The 23,913-nt window shown below is 61.9% G+C and carries 21 protein-coding genes; 5 read left to right on the plus strand and 16 right to left on the minus strand.

Annotated elements, in window-relative coordinates:
- Positions 1 to 45: 45 nt before the first annotated feature.
- From glmM to rlmE, 4 genes are all read right to left on the minus strand, one after another.
- The gene (gene glmM, locus HU752_RS28700; protein WP_186687464.1) at positions 46 to 1,383 is read right to left on the minus strand and encodes a phosphoglucosamine mutase; all 1,338 of its coding nucleotides are present in this window, start codon (positions 1,381 to 1,383) and stop codon (positions 46 to 48) included.
- 16 nt (positions 1,384 to 1,399) lie between these two features.
- Positions 1,400 to 2,251: a dihydropteroate synthase gene (gene folP / locus HU752_RS28705; RefSeq protein ID WP_186687467.1), complete on the minus strand. Its 852-nt coding sequence runs from the start codon at positions 2,249 to 2,251 to the stop codon at positions 1,400 to 1,402.
- 8 nt (positions 2,252 to 2,259) lie between these two features.
- On the minus strand, positions 2,260 to 4,170 hold the full coding sequence (ftsH, locus tag HU752_RS28710; RefSeq protein ID WP_186687485.1) for an ATP-dependent zinc metalloprotease FtsH: 1,911 nt from the start codon (positions 4,168 to 4,170) through the stop codon (positions 2,260 to 2,262).
- A gap of 201 nt (positions 4,171 to 4,371) precedes the next feature.
- The gene (rlmE, locus tag HU752_RS28715; protein ID WP_186687488.1) at positions 4,372 to 5,001 is read right to left on the minus strand and encodes a 23S rRNA (uridine(2552)-2'-O)-methyltransferase RlmE; all 630 of its coding nucleotides are present in this window, start codon (positions 4,999 to 5,001) and stop codon (positions 4,372 to 4,374) included.
- A 104-nt stretch (positions 5,002 to 5,105) separates the two neighbouring features.
- Here rlmE and HU752_RS28720 point away from each other — a divergent pair, with 104 nt between their 5' ends.
- Positions 5,106 to 5,414 (plus strand): YhbY family RNA-binding protein, encoded by a 309-nt coding sequence (locus HU752_RS28720; protein WP_186687491.1) that lies wholly within the window; start codon positions 5,106 to 5,108, stop codon positions 5,412 to 5,414.
- Positions 5,415 to 5,426: 12 nt separating this feature from the next.
- Here the strand turns inward: HU752_RS28720 and HU752_RS28725 are convergent, their stop codons facing one another.
- From HU752_RS28725 to grpE, 8 genes are all read right to left on the minus strand, one after another.
- Positions 5,427 to 5,831 (minus strand): MFS transporter, encoded by a 405-nt coding sequence (locus HU752_RS28725; protein ID WP_186687494.1) that lies wholly within the window; start codon positions 5,829 to 5,831, stop codon positions 5,427 to 5,429.
- A gap of 28 nt (positions 5,832 to 5,859) precedes the next feature.
- Positions 5,860 to 6,336: a transcription elongation factor GreA gene (greA, locus tag HU752_RS28730; protein WP_186687531.1), complete on the minus strand. Its 477-nt coding sequence runs from the start codon at positions 6,334 to 6,336 to the stop codon at positions 5,860 to 5,862.
- A gap of 2 nt (positions 6,337 to 6,338) precedes the next feature.
- Entirely contained in the window at positions 6,339 to 9,560 is a 3,222-nt protein-coding gene (carB, locus tag HU752_RS28735; RefSeq protein ID WP_186687511.1) for a carbamoyl-phosphate synthase large subunit, read from the minus strand.
- A 105-nt stretch (positions 9,561 to 9,665) separates the two neighbouring features.
- The gene (gene carA, locus HU752_RS28740; protein ID WP_186687527.1) at positions 9,666 to 10,802 is read right to left on the minus strand and encodes a glutamine-hydrolyzing carbamoyl-phosphate synthase small subunit; all 1,137 of its coding nucleotides are present in this window, start codon (positions 10,800 to 10,802) and stop codon (positions 9,666 to 9,668) included.
- A 530-nt stretch (positions 10,803 to 11,332) separates the two neighbouring features.
- Positions 11,333 to 12,139, minus strand: a complete 807-nt coding sequence (gene dapB, locus HU752_RS28745) for a 4-hydroxy-tetrahydrodipicolinate reductase (protein WP_186682987.1) — start codon at positions 12,137 to 12,139, stop codon at positions 11,333 to 11,335.
- Between the two features lie 9 nt (positions 12,140 to 12,148).
- Entirely contained in the window at positions 12,149 to 13,273 is a 1,125-nt protein-coding gene (dnaJ, locus tag HU752_RS28750; RefSeq protein ID WP_186682989.1) for a molecular chaperone DnaJ, read from the minus strand.
- Between the two features lie 151 nt (positions 13,274 to 13,424).
- On the minus strand, positions 13,425 to 15,341 hold the full coding sequence (gene dnaK / locus HU752_RS28755) for a molecular chaperone DnaK (protein WP_186682991.1): 1,917 nt from the start codon (positions 15,339 to 15,341) through the stop codon (positions 13,425 to 13,427).
- Between the two features lie 100 nt (positions 15,342 to 15,441).
- Positions 15,442 to 16,008 (minus strand): nucleotide exchange factor GrpE, encoded by a 567-nt coding sequence (gene grpE / locus HU752_RS28760; protein WP_186682993.1) that lies wholly within the window; start codon positions 16,006 to 16,008, stop codon positions 15,442 to 15,444.
- A 240-nt stretch (positions 16,009 to 16,248) separates the two neighbouring features.
- Between grpE and recN the strand changes: the two genes are divergently transcribed.
- The gene (recN, locus tag HU752_RS28765; RefSeq protein ID WP_186683191.1) at positions 16,249 to 17,922 is read left to right on the plus strand and encodes a DNA repair protein RecN; all 1,674 of its coding nucleotides are present in this window, start codon (positions 16,249 to 16,251) and stop codon (positions 17,920 to 17,922) included.
- Positions 17,923 to 18,029: 107 nt separating this feature from the next.
- Here the strand turns inward: recN and fur are convergent, their stop codons facing one another.
- Positions 18,030 to 18,434 carry a ferric iron uptake transcriptional regulator gene (fur, locus tag HU752_RS28770; RefSeq protein WP_186682995.1) on the minus strand — a complete coding sequence of 135 codons (405 nt, stop codon included), beginning with the start codon at positions 18,432 to 18,434 and terminating at the stop codon, positions 18,030 to 18,032.
- Between the two features lie 98 nt (positions 18,435 to 18,532).
- On the opposite strand from fur, the gene HU752_RS28775 reads away from it, so the two are divergent.
- Positions 18,533 to 19,063 (plus strand): outer membrane protein assembly factor BamE, encoded by a 531-nt coding sequence (locus tag HU752_RS28775; RefSeq protein ID WP_186682996.1) that lies wholly within the window; start codon positions 18,533 to 18,535, stop codon positions 19,061 to 19,063.
- 582 nt (positions 19,064 to 19,645) lie between these two features.
- Here the strand turns inward: HU752_RS28775 and HU752_RS28780 are convergent.
- Both HU752_RS28780 and HU752_RS28785 read right to left on the minus strand, forming a co-directional pair.
- On the minus strand, positions 19,646 to 19,960 hold the full coding sequence (locus HU752_RS28780) for an RnfH family protein (RefSeq protein WP_186682998.1): 315 nt from the start codon (positions 19,958 to 19,960) through the stop codon (positions 19,646 to 19,648).
- Positions 19,953 to 20,387 (minus strand): type II toxin-antitoxin system RatA family toxin, encoded by a 435-nt coding sequence (locus tag HU752_RS28785; RefSeq protein WP_017904112.1) that lies wholly within the window; start codon positions 20,385 to 20,387, stop codon positions 19,953 to 19,955. Before HU752_RS28785 ends, HU752_RS28780 begins: the two co-directional genes overlap by 8 nt.
- A 127-nt stretch (positions 20,388 to 20,514) precedes the next feature.
- Between HU752_RS28785 and smpB the strand changes: the two genes are divergently transcribed.
- A complete protein-coding gene (gene smpB / locus HU752_RS28790; protein ID WP_010447282.1) occupies positions 20,515 to 20,997 on the plus strand; it encodes an SsrA-binding protein SmpB in 483 nt (160 codons plus the stop codon).
- A 140-nt stretch (positions 20,998 to 21,137) separates the two neighbouring features.
- On the opposite strand, the gene HU752_RS28795 is transcribed toward smpB, so the two are convergent.
- Entirely contained in the window at positions 21,138 to 21,905 is a 768-nt protein-coding gene (locus HU752_RS28795; RefSeq protein ID WP_017904111.1) for a GntR family transcriptional regulator, read from the minus strand.
- Between the two features lie 261 nt (positions 21,906 to 22,166).
- On the opposite strand from HU752_RS28795, the gene HU752_RS28800 reads away from it, so the two are divergent.
- Positions 22,167 to 23,861: a lactate permease LctP family transporter gene (locus HU752_RS28800; protein WP_186683000.1), complete on the plus strand. Its 1,695-nt coding sequence runs from the start codon at positions 22,167 to 22,169 to the stop codon at positions 23,859 to 23,861.
- Positions 23,862 to 23,913 lie beyond the last annotated feature (52 nt).

Below are 23,913 nucleotides of genomic sequence, written 5' to 3' on the forward strand. Positions count from 1 at the left end.
TGGGCGCAGATATTACCCAACCAGATCATCACTGGCAAGCCAATTTCAGGCACAAACTTCAGCAACCAGTTTTGCCAGCCCTTCGGCATGCCCACGAACGGACTTTTCGTCCTCGCCTTCGACCATGACACGCACCAGCGGCTCGGTACCCGACTTGCGCAACAGCACGCGCCCACGACCATTCATGGCCTGGGTGACACGCTCGCACTCGGCCACCACCTGCGGGTGCTTGACCGGGTCGACGCCACCGCCGAAACGCACGTTGACCAGCACCTGCGGACACTTGCGCACGGCCTGGCGCGCCTCGGCCAGGGTTTCGCCACGACGGCGCAGCGCCAGCAGCACCTGCAGCGCGGCAATGATCGCATCACCGGTCGTGTTGTGATTCAGGCACAGGATATGGCCCGAGTTCTCACCCCCCACCAGCCAGTCGCGCTCGAGCAGCTCGGCGATCACATAGCGGTCACCGACATTGGCACGCACGAACGGGATGTCCAGCTCCTTCAGCGCCAGCTCCATGCCGAGGTTGCTCATCAGCGTGCCGACCACGCCGCCATTGAGCTTGCCGCGCTCGGCCAGGTCCCGCGCAATGATGAACACCAGCTCGTCGCCATCGACCACCGTACCGGTGTGATCGACCATCAGCACCCGGTCGCCGTCACCGTCGAAAGCGATCCCGAGATCAGCCTGCTCGGCCAGCACCGCCGCCTGCAGCGGCTTGATATGGGTCGAGCCGCAATTGTCATTGATGTTCAGCCCGTTGGGCTGCACCGACAGCGCGGTGACCTGTGCACCCAGCTCGCGGAAAACGCTCGGTGCCACCTTGTAGGTAGCGCCATGGGCGCAGTCCAGCACGATCTTGAGCTCGGACAGCTTGGTGCCGGTCGGCACGCTGCCCTTGCAGAACTCGATGTAGCGACCGGCCGCGTCGTTGATCCGCGAAACCTTGCCGAGCTTCCCCGACTCGACCACGGTCATCGGCGCATCGAGCAATTCCTCGATCATCAATTCGACTTCGTCCGGCAGCTTGGTGCCTTCACCGGAGAAGAACTTGATGCCGTTGTCGTCGTGCGGGTTGTGCGAAGCACTGATGACGATCCCCGCCTCGGCGTGGAACGTGCGGGTCAGGTAGGCGATGGCCGGAGTCGGCATCGGCCCCAGCAGCATCACATCGGCCCCAGCGGCGGACAGGCCGGCCTCCAGGGCGGACTCGAACATGTAGCCGGAAATGCGCGTGTCCTTGCCGACCAACACACGGCAGGCGCCCTGCTTGCGGAACGCCATGCCCGCGGCCCAGCCCAGCTTGAGCATGAAATCAGGGGTGATCGGGTACTGCCCGACGCGGCCCCGAATACCATCGGTGCCGAAATATTTTTTCTTCATACGTGCTCCATCATTCTTATTCGGCAGCTTCCACCGCAGCGATCATCCTGACGATGTCGACCGTCTCGGCCACATCATGCACGCGCAGGATCCGCGCGCCCTTGGTCATCGCCAACGCCGCCAGGGCCAGGCTGCCATACAGGCGCTCACCCACCGGTCGCCCAAGCGTCAGGCCTATCATGCTCTTTCGCGAGACACCGACCAACAGCGGCCGGCCCAACCCGTGCAACTGCTCCATGTGCTTGAACAGGCTCAGGTTGTGCTCGAGGGTTTTCGCAAAACCGAAACCCGGATCCAGGATGATCCGCTGCGCGGGAATCCCCGCCGCTTCACATTCGGCCATGCGCTCGACCAGAAACGCCTGCACTTCCTGCGTGACATTGGCATAGTGCGGATTGTCCTGCATGTCGCCAGGCTCGCCGAGCATGTGCATCAGGCACACCGGCAAGCCGGTGGCCGCCGCCGCATCCAGCGCGCCGTCGCGCTGCAACGAACGCACGTCATTGATCAGGCCCGCACCGAGGCGTGCCGTTTCCCGCATCACCGCCGGCGTCGAGGTGTCGACCGAAATGATCACATCCAGCTCGCGATGGATGCGCTCGACGATCGGTGCCACCCGCTCGAGCTCTTCCAGGGGCGAAACGACCCGCGCGCCCGGCCGGGTCGATTCACCACCGACATCGATCAGCGTAGCACCGGCCTGCACCATGCCCTCGGCATGCCGCAACGCCTCGTCCAGCTGGCTGAAGCGCCCGCCATCGGAAAAGGAATCAGGGGTAACGTTGAGAATGCCCATGACATGCGTCCGGGCCAAATCAAGAACCCGGTTGCCGCAAGGCAACCGGGTCGAGGACTTAACAGAAGTCATTGATAACCTTAGTGATCAGCCGCAGGACCGCCAATCGGTGCTTCAGGACGCTCGTTCTTCGCTACCGGAGGCGTGGTACCCGAAGAGCCCGAACCACCCCAGTCACGCGGCTCGCGTGGAGTGCGACCGGCCATGATGTCGTCGATCTGGTCGGCGTCGATGGTTTCGTACTTCATCAGCGCATCAGCCATCGCGTCGAGCTTGTCGCGGTTGTCGGTGAGGATCTGCTTGGCCGCGCCATAGCACTGGTCAATGATGCTGCGCACCTCGGAGTCGATCAGCTTGGCCGTCTCGCCGGAGAAGCTGGCGTTCTGGCCACCACCGCCACGTCCCAGGAAGACTTCCTGGTCTTCCTCGGCGTACATCAGCGGGCCCAGTTTTTCGGACAGCCCCCACTTGGTCACCATGTTCCGCGCAATCTGGCTGGCACGCATGATGTCGTTGGAAGCCCCCGTGGTAACGCCATCGAAGCCCAGGGTCATCTCTTCGGCGATACGGCCACCGTACAGCGAGCAGATCTGGCTGATCAGCGCGCGCTTGGACAGACTGTAGCGGTCCTCTTCCGGCAGGAACATGGTCACACCCAGCGCACGACCGCGCGGGATGATCGAGACCTTGTAGACCGGATCATGCTCGGGAACCACACGACCGACGATCGCGTGACCGGCTTCGTGGTAAGCGGTGTTCTGCTTCTCTTTCTCGGACATGACCATGGTCTTGCGCTCGGCGCCCATCATGATCTTGTCCTTGGCCAGCTCGAACTCCTTCATTTCGACGATGCGCTTGCCAGCGCGAGCGGCGAACAGCGAAGCCTCGTTGACCAGGTTGGCGAGGTCCGCACCGGAGAAACCGGGGGTACCACGGGCAATCACGGCTGGCGCAACGTCGTCACCGACCGGCACCTTGCGGATATGCACCTTGAGAATCTGTTCGCGGCCACGGATATCCGGCAAGCCGACCACCACCTGGCGGTCGAAGCGACCAGGACGCAGCAGCGCCGGGTCGAGCACGTCCGGACGGTTGGTCGCGGCGATGACGATGATGCCGTCATTCATTTCGAAACCGTCCATCTCCACCAGCAACTGGTTGAGGGTCTGCTCGCGCTCGTCGTGACCACCACCCATGCCGGCGCCACGATGGCGACCCACGGCATCGATCTCGTCGATGAAGATGATGCAAGGTGCGTGTTTCTTGGCCTGCTCGAACATGTCACGAACACGGCTGGCACCGACACCGACGAACATCTCGACGAAGTCGGAACCGGAAATGGTGAAGAACGGTACTTTCGCCTCACCGGCGATAGCCTTGGCCAACAGGGTCTTACCGGTACCCGGAGGGCCGACCATCAGCACGCCGCGCGGGATACGACCACCCAGGCGCTGGAACTTGCCCGGATCACGCAGGAACTCGACCAGTTCGCCCACTTCTTCCTTGGCCTCGTCGCAACCGGCGACGTCGGACAGGGTGGTTTTCACCTGGTCTTCGGACAGCAGGCGCGCCTTGCTCTTGCCGAAACTCATCGGCCCGCCCTTGCCGCCACCGCCACCCTGCATCTGGCGCATGAAGAACATGAACACCGCGATGATCACCAGGATCGGGAAGCTGGCGACCAGCAACTGGGTCCAGATGCTCTGCTGCTCAGGCTGTTTGCCTTCGATCACGACGTGGTTGTCGACCAGATCGCCGATCAGGCCATTGTCCTGGATTGCCGGACGAATGGTCTTGAAGCTGTCGCCATCGTTGCGTTTGCCGGTGATTACGTAGCCGTCCACGGCAACGCGCTCGACCTTGCCATCCTTCACTTGCTGGATGAAGTCGGAATAGTTGAGGGTCTGTGGCTCGTTAGGGCTGGAGAAGTTGTTCATCACCGTCACCAGGACAGCCGCGATGATCAACCACAGGATCAGATTCTTTGCCATATCGTTCAATTAACTACCCTCTGAAGCTTGCTCCGTTCGTGGCGCGCGCTTCGCATGATATTCACCGGCATAACTTACTACATTACCTACAGCTTCGCAGGCGCCGTCTGTAACCCTTTGTGAAACATTGACTACACAATATTCGCTTATGTTCGCGAGGCGAAATGCGAATTTCCTATCGCCCCGCCAAAAAAAACCGCCTTACTCACTCCGTCCACGGAAACCGCGACCCAGCAGGTACTGCTCACGGGAGCGATCACGGGACGACGCCGGCTTGCGCGTCTGTACCTTGTCGAATTGCTTGCGGAAATTCTTGTGGTACTCGTCGAAGCCTTCACCCTGGAAGATCTTGATCAGAAAATCACCACCAGGGCGCAACACACGCCCCGCCAGGTCCAGCGCCAGCTCGCAGAGGAACATCGAGCGCGGCATATCCACGGCAGGCGTACCACTCATATTGGGGGCCATATCGGAAATCACAAGGTCTACCTCGGAATTTCCGACCGCCTCGAGAATTTGCGCCAGCACGGCATCCTCGGTGAAATCGCCCTTGATGAAGGTCACGTCGGGAATGCTGTCCATGTCCAGGATATCGGACGCGATCAGCCGGCCCTTGCCACCAATCAGACGACTGGTCACCTGCGACCAGCCACCCGGCGCCGCACCCAGGTCGATCACGGTCATGCCCGGACGGATCAGCTTGTCCTTCTCCTGGATCTCCAGCAGCTTGTAGCTGGCACGGGAGCGATACCCATCTTTTTGCGCCATTTTGACGAATGGGTCGTTGAAATGCTCTTTCAGCCAGTTCTGGCTGGTTTTGGAACGGGCCACGGGCCACCTCGAAAATTGTCGAATCGCGATTAACTAGGCGGGCCCGGACTCGGTCGGGTAAACTAGCCGCCATTTTTTTACAAGATCAGACGCAGGGTCAGATTATGCCGCTCACTCCAGAGCAGAAGAAACAGTACAAATCCATTGGCCACCATCTGAAACCAGTATTGACTGTGGCTGACAACGGTTTGACTGAAGGTGTGCTAGCCGAACTCGAGCGCGCACTGAACGATCACGAGCTGATCAAGGTCAAGCTCAATATCCTCGACCGCGAACAGCGCCTGGCGCACATCGCAGAGCTGTGCAAGGTCGGCAAGGCGGACCTGGTCCAGGTCATCGGCAAGATGGCACTGATCTATCGCCGCAACTTCGACGTCAACAAGCAACTGTCGAACGTTCATCGCTACAAGTGATACCCGCCAGGGTCAGGGGTACGCTTCGCGTGCCCTGCCACCTTCGCCCGGAACGGGCTGCAGTACCAGCACCAGCCCGGACAGGCCGAGCACCAGATAACTGAACAACTGCCAGCGCGAGGCCTGCGGCTGCCAGTAGCGCACCGCGAAATACATCGCGCCCGCATACCAGGCCATCAGCAGCAACTGCCCGCGAGTATCGCGCCACAGACTCGATCGACCTTCGACTCGAACCAGCACCAGGACCTGCACGGTCACGCAGACCACTGCAAATCCCACCAATAAGGAGCCCAGCTGGCCGCCGATCTCTTCGATCAGCAGCGGCGCCAGGCCAATCTGCGCGAGGACCGGCAACAGCCCAACGTGCAATAACCACAAGCCGCCGACCCAGAGCATCTGGGCCAGCTGCCAGAGCATGGCACCCGCACGTAGCGGGCGCCTGCGTTCAGATGTGACGGACTGCGACAATCTCGTACTCGATCACGCCACCCGGCGTCTTGACGGTCACGACATCGCCTTCGTCCTTGGCGATCAGGGCGCGAGCGATAGGCGAACCCACCGAAATCTTGCCCTGCTTGATGTCAGCTTCATCCTCACCCACGATGTGATAGGTCACGCTTTCGTCGGTCTCGACGTTGGCGATCTCCACCGTGGTGCCGAAGATCACCTTGCCGGTGTGCGGAATGGTCGTGACATCGATGATCACCGCGTTCTGCAGGCGACCTTCGATATCGCGAATCCGCGCCTCGACCATACCCTGCTGCTCGCGAGCAGCATGGTATTCGGCGTTTTCCTTCAGGTCACCCAGCTCGCGGGCCGTGCCGATGTCCTGGCTCAGCTTCGGACGGACGACCTTGGTCAGGTGAGCGTGCTCATCTTCCAGGGCCTTGGCACCCTGAACGGTCATGGGGTACTTGGTTATGCTCATGCCTTCAATCCTGCGTGTAGATCCTGCAGGCGACGAACGGTCTTCTCGGGACCGAACTTGAGCGCCTCGCAGATGGCTTCGCCAGCAGCAATGGTGGTTGTGCAGTAGATCTTGTGCTGCAGCGCGTTACGACGAATGGAGTACGAGTCGGCAATCGACTGGCGGCCTTCGGTCGTGTTGATGATCAGGGTGACTTCGTCATTCTTGATCATGTCAACGACGTGCGGACGGCCTTCGGTCACCTTGTTGACCCGGCGCACTTTCAGGCCTGCCGCTTCGATCAGCTTGGCAGTACCGGCGGTCGCAACCACTTCGAAGCCCAAGTTGATCAGATCACGGGCCACGCCTGCAACCAGTGGCTTGTCATCGTCACGCACGCTGATGAACGCGGTACCGCCGGTCGGCAGCACTTCGCTGGCACCCATCTGCGCCTTGGCGAACGCTTCGCCGAAGGTATCGCCGACGCCCATCACTTCACCGGTGGACTTCATTTCAGGGCCGAGGATCGGGTCAACGCCAGGGAACTTGGCGAATGGGAACACCGCCTCTTTCACGCTGTAGAAGTTCGGGATGATTTCCTTGGTGAAGCCCAGTTCCTTCAGGGTCTTACCAGCCATCACGCGGGCAGCGATCATGGCCAGGGAGACACCGATGCACTTCGACACGAACGGCACGGTACGCGAGGCACGCGGGTTCACTTCGATGACGTAGATGTCTTCGCCCTGCAGCGCCAGCTGCACGTTCATCAGGCCGACAACGCCCAGCTCCAGGGCCATTTTCTTGACCTGTTCGCGCATCTCGTCCTGGATGTGCGCCGGCAGCGAGTACGGTGGCAGCGAGCACGCGGAGTCACCGGAGTGAACGCCGGCCTGCTCGATGTGCTGCATGATCGCGCCGATCACCACGTCGGTACCGTCGCTGACCGCGTCCACGTCCATCTCGATGGCGCAGTTGAGGAAGTGGTCGAGCAGGACCGGGCTGTCGTTCGACACCTGGACCGCTTCGCGCAGGTAGCGCTTGAGCTCTTCTTCCTTGTAGACGATTTCCATCGCCCGGCCGCCCAGCACGTAGGACGGACGCACAACCAGCGGATAACCGATCTTGCTCGCGGCGCGGACGGCTTCGTCTTCGCTGCGCACAGTGGCGTTCGGCGGCTGGCGCAGGTTCAGACGCTCGACCATCTGCTGGAAGCGCTCACGGTCTTCGGCACGGTCGATGGCGTCAGGGCTGGTACCGATGATCGGCACGCCGGCCGCTTCCAGGGCACGCGCCAGTTTCAGCGGAGTCTGGCCGCCGTACTGGACGATCACGCCCTTCGGCTTCTCGACGCGGACGATTTCCAGTACGTCTTCCAGGGTCACCGGCTCGAAGTACAGGCGATCGGAGGTGTCGTAGTCGGTGGAAACGGTTTCCGGGTTGCAGTTGACCATGACGGTCTCGTAGCCATCATCGCGCAGCGCCAGTGCCGCGTGTACGCAGCAGTAGTCGAACTCGATGCCCTGACCGATACGGTTCGGACCACCACCCAGGATGATGATCTTGTCGCGGGTCGACGGGTTGGCCTCGCACTCTTCCTCATAGGTCGAGTACAGGTAGGCGGTGTCGGTGGCGAACTCGGCCGCGCAGGTGTCGACGCGCTTGTAGACCGGGAACACTTCCAGCTTCTGGCGGTGGGTCCGCAGGTTCTTCTCGGTCACGCCCAGCAGCTTGGCCAGACGCTGGTCGGAGAAGCCCTTGCGCTTGAGGCGGAACATCAGGTCGCGGTCGATGGCGGCCAGACCCAGGGTCTTGACGCGCTCTTCTTCCTTGACCAGGTCCTCGATCTGCACCAGGAACCAGGGGTCGATCATGTTCATGCCGAAGATGTCTTCGACGCTCATGCCGGCACGGAAGGCGTCCGCCACGTACCAGATGCGCTCGGCGCCCGGCACGGTCAGTTCGCGCTTGAGCACGCTCATGCTTTCCGGGTTGCTCAGGTCGAGCTTCTCGTCCAGGCCGCAGACACCCACTTCCAGGCCACGCAGGGCTTTCTGCAGGGATTCCTGGAAGGTCCGGCCGATAGCCATCACTTCACCCACCGACTTCATCTGGGTGGTCAGGCGCGCATCGGCCTGGCCGAATTTCTCGAAGGCGAAGCGTGGCAGCTTGGTGACGACGTAGTCGATCGACGGTTCGAAGGACGCCGGGGTCTTGCCACCAGTGATGTCGTTCGACAGCTCGTCCAGGGTGTAGCCCACGGCCAGCTTGGCGGCGACCTTGGCGATCGGGAAGCCGGTGGCTTTCGAAGCCAGCGCCGAGGAACGCGATACCCGCGGGTTCATCTCGATGACGACCATGCGGCCAGTGTCCGGGCAGATACCGAACTGCACGTTGGAACCACCGGTTTCCACGCCGATCTCGCGCAGTACCGCCAGCGAGGCGTTACGTAGGATCTGGTATTCCTTGTCGGTCAGGGTCTGCGCCGGCGCGACGGTGATCGAGTCACCGGTGTGCACGCCCATCGGGTCGAAGTTCTCGATGGAGCAGACGATGATGCAGTTGTCCTTTTTGTCGCGGACAACTTCCATTTCGTACTCTTTCCAGCCGATCAGCGATTCGTCGATCAGCAGTTCCTTGGTCGGCGACAGGTCCAGACCACGGGCACAGATTTCTTCGAACTCTTCACGGTTGTAGGCGATACCGCCACCGGTGCCGCCCATGGTGAAGGACGGACGGATGATGCAGGGGAAGCCGAGCTTCTCGAGGACCGCGTTGGCCTCCTCCATGCTGTGGGCGATACCGGAGCGCGGGCACTCCAGGCCGATGGACTTCATGGCCTTGTCGAAGCGCGAACGGTCTTCGGCCTTGTCGATGGTGTCGGCGTTGGCACCGATCATCTCGACGCCGAATTTCTCCAGGACGCCTTCGCGCTCCAGGTCCAGGGCGCAGTTCAGGGCAGTCTGGCCACCCATGGTCGGCAGCAGCGCGTCCGGACGCTCCTTCTCGATGATCTTGGCCACGGTGCGCCACTTGATCGGCTCGATGTAGGTCGCATCCGCCATGGCCGGGTCGGTCATGATGGTCGCCGGGTTGGAGTTCACCAGGATGACGCGGTAGCCCTCCTCGCGCAGGGCCTTGCAGGCCTGGGCGCCGGAGTAGTCGAATTCGCAGGCCTGGCCGATGACGATCGGGCCGGCACCGAGAATCAGGATGCTTTTAATGTCTGTACGTTTTGGCATGGGTTTGTCACTCAAATCCGCGGGTCAGTCGGCAAGCCGTTGAACAATCCTTGAAGTGGCCGAGGGGGCCGCCGCATCGCGGGGCCGCCCTGGGCATTCAGGCAATCAACGACGCTTGGCCATCTCATTGATGAAGCGATCGAACAGCGGTGCCACATCGTTCGGGCCCGGGCTGGCTTCAGGGTGGCCCTGGAAGCTGAACGCGCTCTTGTCGGTACGCTCGATGCCCTGCAGCGAGCCGTCGAACAGCGACTTGTGGATAGCCCGGACGTTGCCTGGCAGGGTCGCTTCGTCCACGGCGAAACCGTGGTTCTGGCTGGTGATCATGACGACACCGGAGTCCAGGTCCTGTACCGGGTGGTTGGCACCGTGGTGGCCGTGACCCATCTTGATGGTCTTGGCGCCGGAGGCCAGGGCCAGCAGCTGGTGACCCAGGCAGATGCCGAACACCGGGATCTCGGTCTCGAGGATTTCCTTGATCGCCTGGATCGCGTAGTCGCAAGGCTCCGGATCACCAGGGCCGTTGGACAGGAACACGCCATCCGGGTTCAGGGCCAGCGCCGCGCTCGCAGGCGCCTGGGCCGGCAGCACGGTGACGCGGCAACCGCGCTCGACCAGCATGCGCAGGATGTTCGACTTGATCCCGTAGTCGTAGGCCACGACGTGGTAAGGCAGGTCGGCGGCCTCGATGGTCGCATGGCTGTCGGTCTTCAATTCCCAGACCGTCGAACGCCACTCGTAGGCTTCCTTGGTGCTGACGACTTTCGCCAGGTCCATGCCCTTCAGGCCTGGGAAGCCGCGGGCTGCGGCGATGGCCGCTTCCTCGGTGATGTTGTCGCCGGCCAGGATGCAGCCGTTCTGCGAGCCCTTCTCACGCAGGATGCGGGTCAGGCGACGGGTGTCGATACCGGCGATGGCCACCACATTGTTGGCCTTCAGGTAGTCCGACAGGGACATCGTGTTACGCCAGTTGCTCGCCACCAGCGGCAAGTCGCGGATGACCAGGCCAGCCGACCAGACACGGTTGGACTCGGCGTCTTCCGGCGTGGTGCCGGTGTTGCCGATGTGCGGGTAGGTCAGGGTAACGATTTGTTGGGCGTAGGAAGGATCGGTAAGGATTTCCTGATAGCCGGTCATTGCGGTGTTGAACACCACCTCACCAACGGTCTGGCCGTCGGCTCCAATGGCTTCGCCGCGAAAAATGCTGCCATCAGCAAGGGCAAGTATGGCTGGCTTAGTCAAGAAGACCTCCCGTAAATAAAGCCTGAAAGGGCGATCGCAGGTTGTAAAAAAGCGGAGTGACGTATGGACACGTCACCCCGCTTCTTTCACTGAATTATTCTGCGCGCTTTTAGTGGACACACTAAAGCTGTAGCTTACAGAAAAACGCTTTTTTAATCCACCGCTAATGAGCCTTAAAGGCTGGAGAATGCGACAGGACGTCGCCAAGCGGTTTCGAGAACACCCAGCCTACCCTGTGGGAGCCTACCCTGTGGGAGCCTACCCTGTGGGAGCCTACCCTGTGGGAGCCTACCCTGTGGGAGCCTACCCTGTGGGAGCCTACCCTGTGGGAGCCTACCCTGTGGGAGCCTACCCTGTGGGAGCCTACCCTGTGGGAGCCTACCCTGTGGGAGCCGGATTTATCCGCGAAGCCTTTAGCCATCTCAAGGTCGCTAAAAGCTTCGCGGATAAATCCGGCTCCCACAAGGCCTGACTGCACCGCCTCACAGGACCTGCCCCCATAAGTGAAAGCAGGGGGAACATCACTCAGATCAATGCAGGTCGAGCACGTCCTGCATGTCGTACAGGCCGGCCGCCTTGCCATCCAGCCACAGCGCCGCACGTACGGCCCCCTTGGCGAAGGTCATGCGGCTCGAGGCCTTGTGGGTGATTTCCAGGCGCTCACCCTCGGTAGCGAACAAGACGGTGTGATCGCCCACCACGTCACCACCGCGTACGGTGGCAAAGCCGATGGTGTCACGCGCCCGCGCGCCGACATGCCCTTCGCGACCGTAGACCGCCACCTTCTGCAGGTCACGCTCCAGCGTATCGGCGATCACCTCGCCCATGCGCATGGCCGTCCCCGAAGGCGAGTCGACCTTGTGCCGGTGATGGGTCTCGATGATCTCGATGTCCGCATCCTCACCCAGCACCCGGGCAGTCAGCTCGAGCAGCTTCAGCGACAGGTTGACGCCCACACTGAAGTTGGCGGCGAAGACGATCGGAATCTCCTTGCCCGCCTCCACCAGCAACTGCTTCTGCTCGGCCGTCAGGCCAGTGGTGCCGATTACCATGGCCTTGCCCGCCTTGCGGCAGAACGCCAGGTTCTTCAGCATCACTTCCGGCAGGGTGAAGTCGATCAGCACATCGAACTCTTCAGCCACCTTGTCCAGCGCATCGGACAACGGCACGCCGATGCGCCCCAGCGAAGCCAGCTCACCAGCATCGGCACCGACCAGCGAACTGCCCGGACGCACCACCGCAGCCGTCAGGCCGGCGACCGGCACCTGCTGCTGCACCGCCTCGACCAGGATCTTGCCCATGCGCCCGGCGGCGCCCATTACAGCTATACGTCGCATAAACGCCCCTTACAGATCGCCGAAGAAGCGCTTCATGCCCTCGAACCAACCGCTGGCCTTGGGCGAATGGGAACTGTCGACATCCAGCGAGGCACGGAACTCTTCCAGCAGCTCGCGCTGACGACGACTCAGATTCACCGGCGTCTCGACGGCCACGCGGCACATCAGGTCGCCCGCACCACCGCCACGCACCGGCGCCACACCCTTGCCACGCAAACGGAACTGCTTGCCAGTCTGGGTACCTTCCGGAATTTTCAGCTTGACCCGACCATCGAGGGTCGGTACTTCCAGTTCGCCACCCAGGGCGGCATCGACGAAGCTGATCGGTACCTCGCAGTACAGGTGCTTGCCGTCACGCTGGAAGATGTCGTGCTCGCGCACGTTGATCACCACGTACAGGTCGCCGGTCGGACCACCCTGGGTACCCGCCTCGCCCTCGCCGGACAGGCGAATGCGGTCGCCGGTGTCGACGCCAGCTGGCACCTTGACCGACAGGGTCTTGTACTCTTCGACGCGCCCCTGACCATGGCAGGAATCGCACGGATCGGAAATGATCTTGCCCTGGCCATGGCAGCGCGGGCAGGTCTGCTGCACCGAGAAGAAGCCCTGCTGCATGCGCACCTGACCGATACCGCCGCAGGTCGGACAGGTCACCGGCGAAGAACCCTTCTTCGCGCCGGAACCGTCGCACGGTTTGCAGTTGACGAGTGTCGGCACACGGATATTCACGGTGGTACCGCGCACCGCTTCTTCCAGGTTCAGCTCCAGGGTGTAGCGCAGGTCACTGCCACGCTGGGCGCCGCCACGGGAACCGCCGCGACCACCACCAAAGAAATCGCTGAACACATCGCCGAAGATATCGGAGAAGTTCTGCCCGCCGAAACCGGCACCGCCGCCGCCCATGCTCGGGTCGACACCGGCATGACCGTACTGGTCGTAGGCGGCACGCTTGCTGGAATCGGACAGGACCTCGTAGGCCTCGTTGGCCTCCTTGAATTTCTCTTCCGCAGCCTTGTCATCCGGATTGCGGTCCGGGTGATATTTCATCGCAAGACGACGATAAGCCTTTTTCAGCTCCGCCTCGCTGGAGCCACGCTCGACCCCCAATACCTCGTAATAGTCACGCTTTGCCATAAATTGCCCCTGAGGCCAGCACCCGAGCGTTGTCGCATGCTGTAAAAATTTGCGTACTCCAGACACGCCAACGCGGGAGCAAGCTCCCGCGCGGCGACATCCTACCAGTCACCGCGCAAACGCAGTCAACCGGCCGACCAACAAGCCTTGATTACTTGTGGTCTTTGACTTCCTCGAACTCGGCGTCGACGACGTCGTCCTTGTGCGCCTCTTCCTGGGCAGGCTGTGCACCGGCCTCAGGCTTGGCGCCCTGTTCGGCGTACATCTTCTGGGCCACAGGCGCGGAGACCTTGGACAGCTCCTCGACCTTGGCGTCGATGGCAGCCTTGTCGTCGCCCTTCACGGCGGCTTCCAGGGCAACCACGGCCGCTTCGATCGCGGTCTTCTCTTCCGCGGTCACCTTGTCGCCAGCGTCGGCGACCATCTTGCGAGTCGAGTGCACCAGTGCGTCGCCCTGGTTGCGAGCGGCAGCCAGCTCTTCGAACTTGCGGTCTTCCTCGGCGTTCAGCTCGGCATCGCGAACCATTTGCTGGATTTCTTCATCCGACAGACCCGAGTTGGCCTTGATGGTGATCTTCTGCTCTTTACCAGTGGCCTTGTCCTTCGCACCGACGTGCAGGATGCCGTTGGCGTCGATGTCGAAGGTCACTTCGATCTGTGGCACGCCACGGGGTGCTGGCGGGATCTCGGACAGGTCGAACTTGCCCAGCGACTTGTTCTGTGCGGCTTGCTTGCGCTCGCCCTGCAGAACGTGGATGGTCACGGCGCCCTGGTTGTCGTCGGCAGTCGAGAACACCTGCGACTTCTTGGTCGGGATGGTGGTGTTCTTCTCGATCAGCGCAGTCATCACGCCACCCATGGTTTCGATACCCAGGGTCAGCGGGCTGACGTCCAGCAGCAGAACGTCCTTCACGTCACCGGCCAGTACCGCGCCCTGGATGGCAGCGCCCATGGCCACGGCTTCGTCAGGGTTCACGTCCTTGCGTGCTTCCTTGCCGAAGAACTCGGTAACCAGCTTCTGCACCAGAGGCATGCGGGTCTGACCGCCGACCAGGATCACGTCGTTGATCGAACCGACGTCGATACCGGCGTCTTTCAGGGCGATGCGGCAAGGCTCGATGGTGCGCTGAACCAGGTCTTCCACCAGCGACTCCAGCTTGGCGCGGGAGATCTTCACGTTCAGGTGCTTCGGACCCGAGGCATCGGCGGTGATGTAAGGCAGGTTGACGTCGGTCGACTGCGAGGACGACAGCTCGATCTTGGCCTTCTCGGCGGATTCCTTCAGGCGCTGCATCGCCAGCGGGTCACCCTTGAGGTTCATGCCGCTTTCTTTCTTGAATTCGTCGACGAGGTAGTCGATCAGACGGATGTCGAAGTCTTCACCACCGAGGAAGGTGTCGCCGTTGGTTGCCAGTACTTCGAACTGGTGCTCGCCATCGACTTCGGCGATTTCGATCACGGAAACGTCGAAGGTACCACCACCCAGGTCATAGACGATGACGGTGTGGTCGCCCTTGGCCTTGTCCATGCCGTAGGCCAGAGCGGCGGCGGTTGGTTCGTTGATGATGCGCTTGACGTCCAGACCGGCGATACGACCGGCGTCCTTGGTCGCCTGGCGCTGGCTGTCGTTGAAGTAGGCCGGAACGGTGATCACCGCTTCGGTCACGGCCTCGCCGAGGTAGTCTTCGGCGGTCTTCTTCATCTTCTTCAGGATTTCAGCCGAAATCTGTGGCGGCGCCATCTTCTGGCCGTTCACTTCAACCCAGGCGTCACCGTTGTCGGCCTTGGCGATCTTGTACGGCACCATCTTGATGTCTTTCTGTACGACTTCTTCGTCGAACTTGCGACCGATCAGACGCTTTACCGCGTACAGGGTGTTGTGCGGGTTGGTCACGGCCTGGCGCTTGGCCGACTGGCCAACCAGGGTTTCGCCATCGTTGGCGTATGCAATGATCGACGGCGTGGTCCGAGCGCCTTCGGCGTTCTCGATCACCTTGACGTTGCCGTTTTCCAGAATGGAGACGCAGGAGTTGGTAGTCCCCAGGTCGATACCGATAATTTTGCCCATTTCACTCTCCCGAAACTTGGATTTTTTTGCCGCAGCGGTTATGGCCAACTGCGGTAGCACTTAAACGCTTGACTTATAGATGGGGTCGCTACGACCGATTTCAAGCCTGCTCGTCGATAGTCGGCGAAACCGGGGCGACCGCCTTGCTCACCACCACCATGGCCGGGCGCAGCAGGCGACCGTTGAGCTGGTAGCCCTTCTGGAACACCTTCAGCACGCTGTTCGGCTCGACGTCGGCGCTTTCCTGCATGGCCATGGCCTGGTGCAGCGCAGCGTTGAAGGGCTCACCGTGCGGGTCGATGGCTTCCAGCTGGTGGCGCTTGAAGGTGTCCTGGAACATCTTCAGGGTCAGCTCGATGCCTTCGCGCATCGGGCGAATGCTTTCGTCATCGGGATTGGACAGCTCCAGGCCGCGCTCCAGGCTGTCGAGGATCGGCAGCAGGTCGCCGGAGAATTTTTCCAGGGCGAACTTGTGCGCCTTCTCGACATCCTGCTCGGCACGGCGGCGAACGTTCTGCAGGTCGGCGGCTACGCGCAGCCCTTGATCCTGGGCAGCGGCCAGCTGCTCTTCGAGCGCCTGCACGCGGGTTGCCAGGTCATCGCTCGAAGCCTCGGCCGCCTGATTGGCTTCCTGATTTTGCGCATCCAGATTCTGTTCGTCAGCCATAAAAACCTCCTTTCAATATCGTCCGCGGGCTTGGCCCGCGCTTCTGCCCCCGTATATGGGGCCGCATTTTCCAGGTTCAAGTGCCGAAAAAAATGCACCCCGCCCGATCGATGGACCCCATGCATCGCCGATCGCGCTAAAAAAGCCGGCCATTCAAGCGAATCGAACTAAGGCCGGGCATTGTCAGGCAAAATGAAAACACTGTATAAATAACCAGACATGAACCTGGGAGCGGCCTTCATGCTGGTGCACCTGTCCGTACACAATTACGCAATCGTCGAGCATCTCGACCTGGAACTGGACCGCGGGATGAGCGTCATCACCGGCGAGACTGGTGCCGGCAAGTCGATCATGCTCGACGCCCTCGGCCTGACCCTTGGCGACCGGGCCGACAGCGGCGTGGTGCGCCCCGGCGCGGACAAGGCCGACATCCTCGCCACCTTCGACCTGCAGGACATCCCGGAAGCACGCAGCTGGCTCGCCGAACGCGACCTGGACAGCGACGGCCCGTGCATCCTGCGTCGGGTCATCACCGCCGAAGGACGCTCACGCGGCTACATCAACGGCTCGACCTGCCCCCTCGGCGACCTCAAGGCCCTGGGCGAGCTGCTGATCGATATCCACAGCCAGCATGAGCACCAGTCCCTGCTCAAGACCGACACCCACCGCCGCCTGCTCGACGAGTACGCTGGCGCGACCGACCTCGCCCGCCAGGTACAGCTCGCTGCCCAACGCTGGCGCCAGACCCGCCAGGAGCTGGAGCGCCTGTCCAACTCCGGCGACGAGCAGCGCGCGCGCCACCAGTTGCTCAGCTACCAGCTCGAAGAACTGGAAAACCTCGCCCTCGGCGAAAACGAACTGGAAGAGCTGGAACAGGAACACAAGAACCTGACCAACGCCGAGACCCTGCTCGGTGTCTGCCGCCAGGTGGTCGAGCAATGCAGCGAGAGCGATTCGGGCAACGTGCTGCACGCCCTCACCTCCTGCCTCAATCGCCTGACCAGCGTCAGCAACGGCTCCGGCGCATTGGGTGAAGCCGCCAACCTGCTGGCCAGCGCGCAGATCCAGGTGGAAGAAGCCGTCGGCGAATTGAACCGCTTCGTCGACCACTTCGACGCCGACCCGGGCCGCCTGCAGTATCTCGAGGAACGCCTGGATGCCATCTATACCCTGGCACGCAAGCACCGCATCCAGCCGACCGAAGTGGCGACCCTGCAGCAGAAGCTGCTGGACGAAATCGAAACCATGAACGCCAACGACGAGGCCATCGAACGCCTCGGCGAAGAACTGACCGCCTACGCCCGACATTACCAGGAACGCGCCCGCGAACTCAGCGAACTGCGCCGCGAAGCCGCCACCGGCCTGGCCAGCGCGGTCGAACAGGAAATCCAGCGTCTGGGCATGCCCGGCGGACGCTTCAACATCGAGTTGCACGCCAACACCAGCGACGAGCCGCTGCCCTATGGCCTTGAACAGGTCGAACTACTGGTCAGCGCCAACCCGGGGCAGCCGCTGAAAGCCCTGGCCAAGGTCGCCTCGGGTGGCGAGCTGTCGCGCATCAGCCTGGCGATCCAGGTGATCACCGCACAGACCTCGCGCATCCCGACCCTGGTATTCGACGAAGTGGACGTGGGCATCGGCGGCCCGACGGCGGAAATCGTCGGCCAACTGCTGCGACGCCTCGGCGACCGCGGGCAGGTGCTGACCGTGACCCACCTGCCGCAAGTTGCCGCCCAGGGCCACCATCATCTATTCGTACACAAGGTTCGCGGCAGCAATGCCACGCACACGGCCGTGTCCAAGCTGGGCAAGACCGAGCGGGTCGAGGAAGTCGCGCGCATGCTCGGCGGCATCGACCTCACCAAGGAATCCCTCGCTCACGCGAAGAAGATGGTGGTCACGGCCAAAAGCTGAATGGAGGCCAATCTCCAAGCCGGAACATTTCTGGTAATAAAAAAGCACGAAGGCGACCCTGGGGTCGCCTTCGCTCGCTTCACCGGACCTGAATCCGTAACGCAGGATTACTTCTTCTTGCGTACGTGCAGCACCAGGTTGTGATCGATCAGCTCAAAGCCATGCTCTTCGGCAATGGCGCGCTGCAGCTTCTCGATTTCCGGGTTGATGAACTCGATGACTTCACCGGTATCCACGTTCACCATGTGATCGTGATGCTCGCCGTCCGCCAGCTCGAACACGGCATGGCCGCCATCGAAGTTGTGACGGACCACCAGCCCGGCCGCTTCGAATTGGGTCAATACACGGTAGACCGTCGCCAGGCCGACATCCTCGCCAGCTTCCATCAACGCCTTGTACACATCCTCGGCGCTCATGTGACGCTGCTCGGTGGAATCGAGCATCTGTAGAATCTTGACCCGTGGCAGAGTCACTTTTAAGCCAGCTTTGCGTAGTTCGCTATTTTCAACCATGGTCAGCTTTCTCGCCGATGCTGCTTCGCAGCTTCTCTTAATACGGGTATGATCGGGGTTTACGTTGTCCCAGCCAAGATAGTGGAAGTCGCCCACCGATGCAAAACACCAAGCTCTTGCTAACCAGTTTCACCTTAGTGGGACTGCTCGCACTCGCCGGTTGTTCATTCCCCGGGGTTTACAAAATCGACATCCAACAGGGCAATGTCGTCACGCAGGACATGATAGACCAGTTGCGCCCGGGAATGACCCGACGGCAAGTACGGTTTATCATGGGCAACCCCCTGTTGACCGACACATTCCACGCCAATCGCTGGGATTACCTGTACAGCCTGCAGCCTGGTGGCGGTGAGCGCCAGCAGGAACGTGTCAGCCTGATTTTCAGTGACGACGACAAGCTCATGAGCCTGGCGGGCGACTTCATGCCCGGCGTGAGCCGTGACGAAGCCATTCTCGGCAAGGACAGCGGCACGACGGTCGAAGCTCCGGCGCAGAACGTCGAAACACCGAAGAAGAAAGAGAAGCCAGCCAAGCCAGGTTCGCTGCTCGATCAGATCCAGAAAGACGTCGATGGCGTGAAAACCGTGCCGGTTCCGACCCCGGAGCCGCTGGATACCTCACCGCAGTAATATCGCGACGCAAAAAAAGCCCGGCATGTCCGGGCTTTTTTATTTGTTGATGCCCCGTCCTGAATAAGGTTTTGATCGTTCCCACGCTCCGCGTGGGAATGCCTCTCTAGCCGCTCGGCGTCTGCCGTTGTGACGCATAGCGTCACCGGCTGCGTTCCCACGCAGGAGCGTGGGAACGATCGAAAGCAGCCTCGACACCCTACGGAGCAGCCAATCGCGAGAAAAGCCTGCTGACAGCGGTCAGCAGGTTTACCGTGATGAAAGCCGAACTCTCGGGATAAGAGCAGGTTTTGTGGCGAGCGGGCTTGCCCGCGCTCGGCTGCAACGCAGCCGCAGCCGTATCGCCTGAGACGGCGCAACCCGCAGGTTTTGGGGTGCTTTGCACCCAGCGCGGGCAAGCCCGCTCGCCACACTGAGCAGCCTGCACCATAGGCAATATCACCCTGCCTAGTCCTGAATAAGGTTTTGATCATTCCCACGCTCCGCGTGGGAATGCCTCTCTAGACGCTCGGCGTCTGCCGTTGTGACGCATAGCGTCACCGGCTGCGTTCCCACGCAGGGGCGTGGGAACGATCGATGCGCCTACAAGTTCTGCGCCCGAGCCTTGGCCGCCTTCTCCGCCCGTAGCCGCCTCACCTCTTTCGGATCCGCCAGCAGCGGTCGATAGATCTCGATACGATCTCCCTCGACCACGACCCTGACCTCCGGGTCATTCACCACCTTGCCGAAAATCCCCAACGGGCAACCCGACAGATCCACCCCGGGAAACTGCTCGGCCATCCCCGACAAGCCAACTGCCGCCCGCAAGGTCGTCCCCACCGGCACCGAAACCTCCAGCAGGCACTGACGCCCGACCTCGGCGTACACCACCTCGATGGCGACCCGCGACTCAGCCATTAATCTGCTTCGCCCGCTGACAGAACGCATCCACCAGCGTATTCGCCGCCTGGTTGAACAACGGCCCGAGAGTCGCCCGCACGATCGGCCCGGCGTAATCGAAGGTCAGGTCGAGGCTGATCTTGCAGGCCTTCTCACCCAGCGCCTTGAACACCCAGACACCATGCAACTGGGTGAACGGACCCTCTTCGAGATTCATCTCGATCGACTGTCCCGGCACCAGGGTATTGCGGGTCACGAACTGCTGACTCAGGCCACCCTTGGCCACCGACAGCGTGGCGCGCATGTGCACGTCCGAGCTCTCCAGCACCTGGGAGGCCGAGCACCACGGCAGGAATTCCGGATAACGTGCGACGTCGTTCACCAGGTCATAAAGCGCCTGTGCCGGATAGGGCAGCAAGGCCGAACGTTGAATATGGGTCGTCATGTCAGCGTCAATTCCACGGCTGGGCAGCATACAAAAGAGGGCGCATTGTCCGGGATTCATCCTACGCGCTCAAGCACGCAGCTTCACCGTAGCCGACGGACGCGCAACCCCCTATAATGCCGCCCCTATGGCTAAACAGAAGAAACACCCCACAGGGACCATCGCGCAAAACAAAAAGGCGCGCCACGATTACTTCGTCGAACAACGGTTCGAGGCTGGCCTGGTCCTGGCCGGTTGGGAAGTAAAGAGCTTGCGGGCGGGCAAGGCACAACTGGTCGACAGTTATGTGCTGCTCAAGGATGGCGAAGCCTGGCTGTTCGGCAGCCACTTCACGCCGCTGACCACCGCGAGTACCCACGTCATCGCCGACCCGACGCGCACGCGCAAGCTGCTGCTCAACCAGCGCGAGCTGGAGAAGATCTTCGCCGGCGTACAGCAGAAGGGCTACACCTGCGTGTGCCTCTCGCTGTACTGGAGCAAGCATCTGGTCAAGTGCGAGATTGCCCTGGGCAAGGGCAAGAAGGAATACGACAAGCGCGATACCGAACGCGAACGCGACGCTGGTCGCGAACTGCAGCGCGCGGTGCGCAACAAGGGCAAGGAAGACTAGGTCCCATTGCCCCTTTCGCGGATGAATCCGGCTCCCACAGAATTTGCGTCGTGCACGACGCGATCATTGTGGGAGCCGGATTCATCCGCGAAGAATCTACCGGCAACCTCCTTGCCACCTGAACGAACACAATCACCCGCTCAAATCCCCTTGCGCCGCTCCGCCCGCGCCACCCGCTGCACTTCCTGACGCACCTCTTCCAGCACCTCCTGCACATACAGGATATGCCGGCTCGACACCTCGCGCGCCTGCTCGGCCCGCCCCTCGATGATCGCCAGGTACAACTCCCGGTGCTGACTGATCAGCATGTCGCGCGTCTCCGTGCGCTGCTTGTACATCCCACCGATGTTGGTCACCACGTTGCGCTTGAGCAGATCGAACAACCCACGAATCGTGTGCAGCAACACCGCGTTATGACTCGCCTCGGCAATCGCCAGGTGGAAGTTCGCATCCGCCTCGCCCTCCTCCGCCCGGCTCACCTCATCCGCCCGTGCATAACAGCTCTGCAGTCGCTCGAACGCCACCCGCAGCCGATCGCGGTCCACTTCGGTGGCGCGCAGTGCCGCGTAGTAGGCGCAGGACGCCTCCAGCGTATGGCGGAATTCGAGCAGGTCGCGCTGGGCCTCGGGATTGTTTTCCAACAGGTGCAGTAACGGATCGCTGAACGTCGAGCCCAGCGTCTCCACCACATAGTTGCCACCACCCTGCCGGCTCGCCAGCAGCCCCTTGGCCACCAGCTTCTGGATCGCCTCGCGCAACGACGGCCGCGACACGCCGAACTGCTCGGCCAGCGCACGCTCGGCCGGCAGGCGCTCACCGGGCTTGAGCGTGCCCTCGAGAATCATCCCCTCGAGCCGCTCGACAATATCGTCAGACAAACGGCGCTGACGAATCTGATCAAACCCCATCACTCACTCCTCACGCTCCCGAACCCTTGCCGGGGCTGCCTATTCTGGCCTATTGGCGCCGCGCCAGCACCCACCAGACAGCGCATAAATCACCCGATCAGCCCCTTTCCCAACCGCCTCTGCGACGAAAGTTTCAGGGCGGCAAATTGACACATGCCCTGCAAGGCTTTTAACCTAGCGCTCAACGATTGTAAATTGGTATTACCAATTACCCAAATCGGTTTATCTGCGCCTACCAACAACAATTAGGGGCCACCCCATATGCAAACCTGGCAACAGCTCTACAGCCCGCTCGGCAGCCTCGGCCTGTCCGCTCTCGCGGCCGTCATTCCCATCGTGTTCTTCTTCCTGGCCCTGGCAGTGTTCCGTCTCAAGGGGCACGTGGCGGGCAGCATTACCCTGGCGCTGGCGATCCTGGTGGCGATCTTCGCCTTCAAGATGCCGGTCGACATGGCGCTGGCTGCGGCCGGCTACGGTTTCGCCTATGGCCTCTGGCCGATTGCCTGGATCATCGTTGCCGCGGTGTTTCTCTACAAACTGACGGTCAAGAGCGGTCAGTTCGAAATCATCCGCAGCTCGGTGTTGTCGATCACCGACGACCAGCGCCTGCAGGTGCTGCTGATCGGCTTCTGCTTCGGCGCGTTCCTGGAAGGTGCCGCCGGCTTCGGCGCGCCGGTCGCCATCACCGCCGCCCTGCTGGTCGGCCTGGGCTTCAACCCGCTGTACGCCGCCGGCCTGTGCCTAATCGCCAACACCGCACCCGTGGCCTTCGGCGCCCTGGGCATCCCGATCATCGTCGCCGGCCAGGTCACTGGTATCGATGCGTTCAAGATCGGCGCCATGACCGGCCGCCAATTGCCGCTGCTGTCGCTGTTCGTGCCGTTCTGGCTGGTGTTCATGATGGATGGCCTGCGCGGCGTGCGCGAAACCTGGCCGGCCGCGCTGGTTGCCGGCCTGAGCTTCGCCGTCACCCAGTACTTCACCTCGAACTTCATCGGCCCGGAACTGCCGGACATCACCTCGGCACTGGCCAGCCTGGTCTGCCTGACCCTGTTCCTGAAAGTCTGGCAACCGCGCCGTACCGCCGGTGCGCAGATCGCCGGTGCCACCTCGGCTGCCGCGGTCACCGCCAGCGCCGGCGGCTTTGGCCAGCCGCGCAATACCCTGGCCTCGCCCTACAGCCTGGGCCAGATCTTCAAGGCCTGGTCGCCGTTCCTGATCCTCACCGTACTGGTAACGATCTGGACGCTGAAGTCGTTCAAGGCGATGTTCGCCACTGGCGGCGCGATGTACAGCAGCGTGTTCAACTTCGCCGTGCCGCACCTGGACCAACTGGTGATCAAGACCGCGCCGATCGTCGCCAACCCGACGCCGATTCCGGCGGTGTTCAAGCTCGACCCGATCTCCGCCACCGGCACCGCGATCTTCTTCTCCGCGCTGGTGTCGATGCTGATCCTCAAGATCGACTTCAAAACTGGTCTGACCACTTTGAAGGAGACCTTCTACGAGCTGCGCTGGCCGATCCTGTCCATCGGCATGGTGCTGGCCTTCGCCTTCGTCACCAACTACTCGGGCATGTCCTCGACCCTGGCCCTGGTGCTGGCGGCGACCGGCGCCGCGTTCCCGTTCTTCTCGCCGTTCCTCGGCTGGCTGGGCGTGTTCCTGACCGGTTCGGACACCTCGTCGAACGCCCTGTTCAGCTCGCTGCAGGCCACCACCGCACACCAGATCGGCGTCAACGACACCCTGCTGGTCGCGGCCAACACCAGCGGCGGCGTCACCGGCAAGATGATCTCGCCACAATCGATCGCCGTCGCCTGCGCCGCCACCGGCCTGGTGGGCAAGGAATCCGACCTGTTCCGCTTCACGCTCAAGCACAGTCTGTTCTTCGCCACCATCGTCGGCCTGATCACGCTGGCCCAGGCCTACGTTTTCACCGGCATGCTGGTGCACTAACGTGAGGATGTCGGGGTCTCTCGTAGGCCCCGACAGCCGTACCCCGTCAACC

The sequence above is a fragment of the Pseudomonas vanderleydeniana genome (assembly GCF_014268755.2).
GTDB lineage: Bacteria > Pseudomonadota > Gammaproteobacteria > Pseudomonadales > Pseudomonadaceae > Aquipseudomonas > Aquipseudomonas vanderleydeniana.